The organism is Syntrophaceticus schinkii (assembly GCF_000946815.1).
In the GTDB taxonomy this organism is placed as follows: domain Bacteria; phylum Bacillota; class DSM-12270; order Thermacetogeniales; family Thermacetogeniaceae; genus Syntrophaceticus; species Syntrophaceticus schinkii.
The window spans coordinates 1-6308 of sequence record NZ_CDRZ01000289.1 but is presented as its reverse complement, the minus strand read 5'-3'; the positions used below and the strand labels follow the sequence as shown (position 1 = coordinate 6308).

At 35.3% G+C, this 6308-nt stretch carries 7 protein-coding genes; 6 read left to right on the top strand and 1 reads right to left on the bottom strand.

Features of this window, described 5'->3' with window-relative positions:
* Positions 1-66 precede the first annotated feature (66 nt).
* The gene (locus tag SSCH_RS18500; protein ID WP_156972347.1) at positions 67-237 is read right to left on the bottom strand and encodes a hypothetical protein; all 171 of its coding nucleotides are present in this window, start codon (positions 235-237) and stop codon (positions 67-69) included.
* 1872 nt (positions 238-2109) lie between these two features.
* On the opposite strand from SSCH_RS18500, the gene SSCH_RS15050 reads away from it, so the two are divergent.
* The 6 genes from SSCH_RS15050 (at position 2110) to SSCH_RS15025 (ending at position 6124) form a co-directional block, all read left to right on the top strand.
* Positions 2110-2568, top strand: coding sequence for an RNA polymerase sigma factor (locus SSCH_RS15050; RefSeq protein WP_084711236.1), 459 nt, complete (start codon positions 2110-2112; stop codon positions 2566-2568).
* A 122-nt stretch (positions 2569-2690) separates the two neighbouring features.
* The gene (locus tag SSCH_RS15045) at positions 2691-3095 is read left to right on the top strand and encodes a hypothetical protein (RefSeq protein ID WP_044666194.1); all 405 of its coding nucleotides are present in this window, start codon (positions 2691-2693) and stop codon (positions 3093-3095) included.
* Positions 3096-3101: 6 nt separating this feature from the next.
* Positions 3102-3920, top strand: coding sequence for an ImmA/IrrE family metallo-endopeptidase (locus SSCH_RS15040; RefSeq protein WP_044666193.1), 819 nt, complete (start codon positions 3102-3104; stop codon positions 3918-3920).
* Between the two features lie 347 nt (positions 3921-4267).
* A complete protein-coding gene (locus SSCH_RS15035; RefSeq protein ID WP_044666192.1) occupies positions 4268-4981 on the top strand; it encodes a hypothetical protein in 714 nt (237 codons plus the stop codon).
* A complete protein-coding gene (locus tag SSCH_RS15030; RefSeq protein WP_044666191.1) occupies positions 4962-5729 on the top strand; it encodes an adenylate/guanylate cyclase domain-containing protein in 768 nt (255 codons plus the stop codon). Before SSCH_RS15035 ends, SSCH_RS15030 begins: the two co-directional genes overlap by 20 nt.
* The gene (locus SSCH_RS15025; RefSeq protein ID WP_044666190.1) at positions 5717-6124 is read left to right on the top strand and encodes a hypothetical protein; all 408 of its coding nucleotides are present in this window, start codon (positions 5717-5719) and stop codon (positions 6122-6124) included. The genes SSCH_RS15030 and SSCH_RS15025 overlap by 13 nt, the downstream gene beginning before the upstream one ends.
* The last annotated feature ends 184 nt before the right edge of the window (positions 6125-6308 follow it).

Below are 6308 nucleotides of genomic sequence, written 5' to 3'. Positions count from 1 at the left end.
TAATTTTCAAATTCGTCTACATTGCTCGTATTACAAACCTTGTTTACTGAGTTCATTCAACTCTTATTAAAAGGCTTTAGGATCAAATTCTTTTGCCGAGCTTTCACAATAAGCTTGCTTTGATACTGTAGTGTCAGTCTTCAATACGTTCTCATAAAAACTATTCAGCTCAACTTGTAATTGTAACGATTTTCTTACCATATTCATAATAAAGAGCATGGTTTCTTTAAATCCCATTTTAGACTTCCTTGAAAAATGACTTGGCTTTATGCGGCTTGAGCACTTGAACAAATAGTCATTAAGAAGCTGTTGATTCTCCTCAATAAGCCTGTTAAAACACCTAGATAGTTTCAATTTTATCACCTAACAAATGTAAGGTACACAATAAAAACTGTGTTCTTTCGATTGTTAGGCGATTTTTCAAATGTCAAGGGGTTTTTGAAAATTATTTACTCCAAGTCAATTCCACTAAATAACATATTAACTTGATGACATTGACCGTGTACCACCCGTATTTTGTCGAATACTAGCAAAACGTGAAAATATGAACTGTGAACTTAAGAGAACCTCTGCCAAGGAAGTCCGCGGGGTTCTTTTATAACATAATGTTTATTACCAGAACAATCATGGTTTTTAGTATGCAATCACGGGTTTATCTGAGGCGAAATAAATCGTGTCGACTTTAGATAATCTTGGAGACACCCAGCCTTGTAATGAGAAGAGAACGGGAATAGACAATCGTCCAGCAAGGAGATTTTTGTTTGCTACCATTAACTTGTTACGCGGAGACAGCCGGCTAGCAAGCTCGGGGGGAAAAGCGCCCCCTCGCAACGGTACCGTGTAACACCCAACTTTTGTCGAATACCAGCACCCTGATCTTTTGAATCTGATCTATTTGATTACTGGCTCACCGTTAATAGAAAGCGTAGGGTGAAGTCCTATATGTCTTACCATATCCCTCTGGTGGGGATTGGGTTGATGATGCAGGAATTTCTAAGTGGAAATGGAGCATTTAAATGAAAAAACAAAAAAAATCAATTAAGAAGTAATATTCCGATCGGTATAACGGATTGCTATGCTTAACTAGGATTGGATGGCAGGTTTAACTATTTTATCAATATCACATTTGTTTATAAGAAAACAATAAGAACAAAGGCAAGCTGGAGAACAATGGCTTTCTCCCGAAAAATATTGCATCTGACGTAAGAAAATACTGGTGGTTGCCTTTGCTTCCTATTGTTTCGGGGATTAAATCAATCGGTTTATATAAACTTATCGTACCGGATTTCTATTTGCATGTTTTAGAACGTGCAAAATCAATTTTGTCATAAACATGGTGTTATCGGCAGAAAAAGTTGGATAGCGCTTGAATAAGTGTTTTTAATATCAAATAATGTCAATATTAGCCCGCGAAGAGGACAATACGAATTTTGGCACCCCAGGTATTATATGCTAAGCTATAATTGTATTTTTATTACCCCTCATAATGTCATCACTATATTAGAACCTATAAAAATAGATTTTCTCTATTTAATAATACATGCAGAAAACCTATTTCTTTTCAATAATTTATTTGAAGGGAGAGAAGGTATGGTAAAAAAACATGAAAGTGATAATTTTTCGAGTAAATAAGGCAACCACCGTGTGTAAAGGGCACCGGATTGGAGCCCTTTTTTGATGATTTGGTAATGACCAACTGATACCAGTTGTCTTTTCCCCAGGCTACTAGGTACCATGGATGATGTCAGGTTTTAGTAGCCTGGACACAAATTGTGGTGTTGTTTTTATTTTTATGGGAAAAACAAAGCGTTTTGTCTTTTTATAATATTCCGTTGGTGCTGAGGGGGGAGACCGGACGCTGTTATTCATAGCAGAAGCTATATAAACTATTAAATTGTCACGGACGATTGTAATATTATTGAACCATAGTCGAAGTACTTGGAGGTGCATTAAATTGATGTCCATTATGAAAAAAGATTTTACAGGAGAGTGAGCTTGGTTTGACATTGGTAAAAGTTGTTGAGGGTTTAAAGATAAAGGATGTATCGGTATGGGAAAAAGTTTACAGAATCTATTATAAGAAAATAGTTAAATTCCTAATAAAAAAAACTGGGAACATATTCAGATGAAGCAGAAGATCTTGCACACAATATTTTTATGGATTTGCCTGAAACTATTAAAACATTCAAAATAGATAGAGCGAGATCAGGTGATCCCTTGCTGTCATGGCTATATAGAATAGCTTCGAATAAGGCAGTGGATTTCATAAGTAGAAGGAAGAAGCTCTTACCTTTAGAAAAAACTGTAGTTTGTAGGTATGACATTCATGATATTAATGAAGCAGAGAACTGTCTTGATAAACATAAGCTGGAGATGGTAAAAAGAATCATTAACGAGCGTCTCAGCAAAAAAGATAGAGGCAGATGGCTTATTCTCACAAGACAGTATCTTTCAAATGATGAAAAGGCAGAATTGATAGGCGTTAAGGTTGATTCACTAAGGCAAATACGAAAAAGAATAAGAGCTAAGATTCTAATAGAGATTGGAAAAGAAGGAATAGAGATTTAGAAAATAAGATTTTGGGGAGGTGTGCTCCGTTCTCCTCCCCATTACCTGATTATAAAAAAACATATCAGGTCATGGTTGGGAAATTAAGAGAGATATATTTAATTAATGGAGGAGGGATAAGTGTGAATCTTAAAACGTTTTTAGAAGAAGTTCGGATGGATTGCCAAGAAGATGAGCTTTCCAAAGAAGACGATTTGGCTGATAAGTATGACGATGAAACATGCGCTCTTTTAGACTATATGATTGACTATCTTGCTGAGTGTTCTGATCTTTTCTTGGATATGGCAGATCTAGAAGGTGAGTTAATCGAATATATGTTTAAGGATGAGCCTGTGGAAGTAAGCAAGGATAGTTATGATAAATTTATGAATTGTATAACTAGAGAAAGTAGTACTCGAAAAGTTTGCGAAGAACCTTTATTGGATTTTGCTGTTTCATTTCGTAAATCTCAAGAGGCAAGTGAAGATGACGATGAAAAAGCGCAAAAGGCGATATTGGAAGTCTTAGAAGAATTAGATCAGGAGTAAAAAAAAATGCTTAACTTTGAGCCACGTCTATCACCAGAGATGTATGCGAGGCAACTTTCTTGCAAATTAAATCTAACTTATTCTGTTGATGCTGAAGAGGTAGTGAAAGAATTAGGATTACTTTATCGAGAGAAAGATTTAGGTAAGAGTAGTGGTTATGATGGATGTCTTGTCAGGAAGAATAACAAAGCAGCGGTTATTATTAACGCAAATATAGCTTATAAAACAAGAAGGAATTTTACAATTGCTCATGAACTGGGTCATTATCTAATCAAGGGACACAACAAAAATATTTATAATTGTGCAGGAAAAGACATCGAAGGTTCTTTCAGTGGTAAGGGTCATGAGAGTGAAGCAAACCAGTTTGCGGTCGAACTGCTTTTTCCTAGCCAGCATGCTAAAAGTATTCTTAAGCGAAATCCTCTGAATATGGATTTAGCCAAAGAAATGGCTGCTCGTTATGGAACTTCATTGACATCAACTCTTATAAGGCTCGTGAAACAAAATGACATAGATTGTTGTGCTGTAATTCTATCTGAGGGCTCCAAGGTAAAATGGAGCATAACATCTACTAGGTTTCGTAGATGTTATGAGGTTGCCCCAGGCTACTTATCACAGGATACATATGCCTATGATTTCTTTATTGGAAAGAGCATCCCGCAGGAATCCCAGAATGTTAGGCCAGGAAGTTGGATTTCTGGTGATGGTGTATACGATTTAAGTTATATCATTGAAGAATCGGTACCCTTTGCAAACCTAGGTATAGTTGCTACTTTGTTAACCATTCCACAAGACGAAGACGATTATGATAATGTGGATTTATGAGATTCGTTTGGAATCTTTTTGTCACGCTATTTTGTAGTATTATTGAAAGCCGAAATACGGGTGTATAGGAGGGAGAAGGATATAGCCAAAAAAGTTACAAGCCGTGAAGTTGCCACAAAGGCTTCTAAATTACTGAGAAGTAGACGCACAAGTAATAACACCAAGTTTGTTGCTGGTAGTGCGCTTTCTCAAAGAGAAAAAAAGAGATAAATCCGGAAAATGTACATAATATCAGCTCTAGATTGTTTTGTGGAGCTGATATTATTATAACAAGCAATAACACTGGTGTATTTTATGGGTTGTAAGGTGAAAACACGCAAAAAAATTTAAGGAGAGGTTCAGAAAAAATGAATAAGTCAGAGGGTATTCATTTCTATGTTAATATTAAAAATTTGGATGAAATTATACAGGGTGAAGAAGAAGCAAATGATGAAGTAAAAAGAAGCATACATCGCTTGCACACATTTTTTGCAGGAATTACGAAGGCAGTAAAGCATTTTAATGGAGAAATAGAAAAATTTACTCATGGTCGAGTGCATGTATATATAGAAAAACTCGATGATGAAAATGATGAGCAATATAAGTTGAGAGCGAAAAGGTTAATACTGTCATGTTTTACTTTTTGTTACGATGTTTTTAACGAATTGGGAGTCTATTCAAGATACACAAAATTTAAGTTGCAGGGCGGAGCAGATTATGGTGAATATTATAAATATGAAATAGAGGATTTAGATGAATTTACTACTATTGGTGGAGTAGCCAATATTGCAGCAAAGATAACCAATTTCGCTTTCTCGGGATATATTTATATTACAGAAGAAGCATATGACTTTATACCAGATTCGGAACAAGATAATTTTACAAAATTAGACGATGACGAATTACAAGAAATACACGAAAGACTAAAAGGAAGTCCCTCAATATATAAAGCAAAGTATACAAGCCTTACTATGGATGATGTTATAAAGAACCTTATGGATGATTTGGAAGAATACTGCAAAGATATTGCTGATGTGAAACTTGATGAGATAAAGTTCGAAAGTGCAACGAGCAAAAATTGATTTTTCAAGATTAAATAGGAAAAAGAACAAACATGTAACAGGATGTATCCAATTTGCTGACATTAGGGGATTTACTAAGCTTTTTAATGTTTCAGATAGTAATCTAGATGATCTATTTGCTGTACTTCAAATGCTTTATCAAAAATTAAACGATTGTGTAGATTTAGCTGATGGCGTACGTGTTCAGTTTCAAGGCGACAGGATTGTTGCAGTTTTTAATAGTTTTAGTGATGAGAGTGACGAGGATATTATTAGGGCATTTGAAGCTTCCCTAAAGATCAAAGATGAAGTTGAGTGTATCAATAATGAAAAATGCGATGAGCTAGGCCGACATAAATTAAAAATTGGAATAGGAATCAGTTTCGGTGAATTCTATGCTACAAGACTTGGTATCAGACACAACATGGATAACCTGGTATTAGGTTCCATAGTAAAAAAGAGTGATATTGCTGAGGATAAATATGCGGATAATAATGAAATAGTTGTAACAAAAGAGTATAAAGACAAAGTTGACGAATTATCAACTGATTCAATTAAGTGCAAGGTTATTTTAGAAAATCTAACTTCAATAAGTACGACTGGGTACTATAAAACTACAGTTTCGTTTTCAGATTATGAATCTAGAGTTAAAGAGTTAATCGATGAGCAGGAGGCCAATGCCAAAGAAGTGACAGGTGCTGCTATTGCAGCTAAGAGCATCACTACGAATATCGGTAAAGAAAGGACATTGAGACCATGGGGAAATTAACTGATGCTGTTGAAAAAGATTTGAAATATTTAAGACAATATTACCCTGATTTGAAGCGTTGTGGATTAACTACTATGCCTACAGCTGTAGGCATGGTAGCTGATCCACAGATATTAAATTATCCAAAAGAGATCAGAGCGAAATATTCTATTTTGCTTGAGATTGTTTATCCAGATGATTTCCCTCATAGTCCAATAAAAGTATACGACATGCTTAAAAAAATCAATTGGTTAAGGTTACCCAAAGAACGTAGACATATCTTTAATGACGGTAGTTTATGTACTCATCATCAAGATGAGTTAATACATATCAAGTCGGAAAACCGTTCGCTAATGATTGTGTCGCCTCTCACTCCCAATGACGGGGGGAGAGGATTTTTTTCTTGCTTTTTATGACGTAAATGATGCATACTGATTTGACATTATGGATTATTTATTGAACATGACAATCATCACGGAAAGGATAAATAGCGAGAAGGGGAACCCTATCGCACGCCCGCCAAGTCCCCTTCCCTAAAAACACTGAAATGAATCTTACTCGAAACTCCTTAAACTGTTCCACTTATACTTGAAATTATTT

Excerpts from the sequence above, each read along its gene's own strand:
- SSCH_RS15035 (WP_044666192.1), top strand. The coding sequence starts at position 4,268 with ATGAATAAGTCAGAGGGTATTCATTTCTATGTTAATATTAAAAATTTG.
- SSCH_RS15025 (WP_044666190.1), top strand. The coding sequence starts at position 5,717 with ATGGGGAAATTAACTGATGCTGTTGAAAAAGATTTGAAATATTTAAGA.
- SSCH_RS18500 (WP_156972347.1), bottom strand. The coding sequence starts at position 237 with ATGGGATTTAAAGAAACCATGCTCTTTATTATGAATATGGTAAGAAAA.
- SSCH_RS15040 (WP_044666193.1), top strand. The coding sequence starts at position 3,102 with ATGCTTAACTTTGAGCCACGTCTATCACCAGAGATGTATGCGAGGCAA.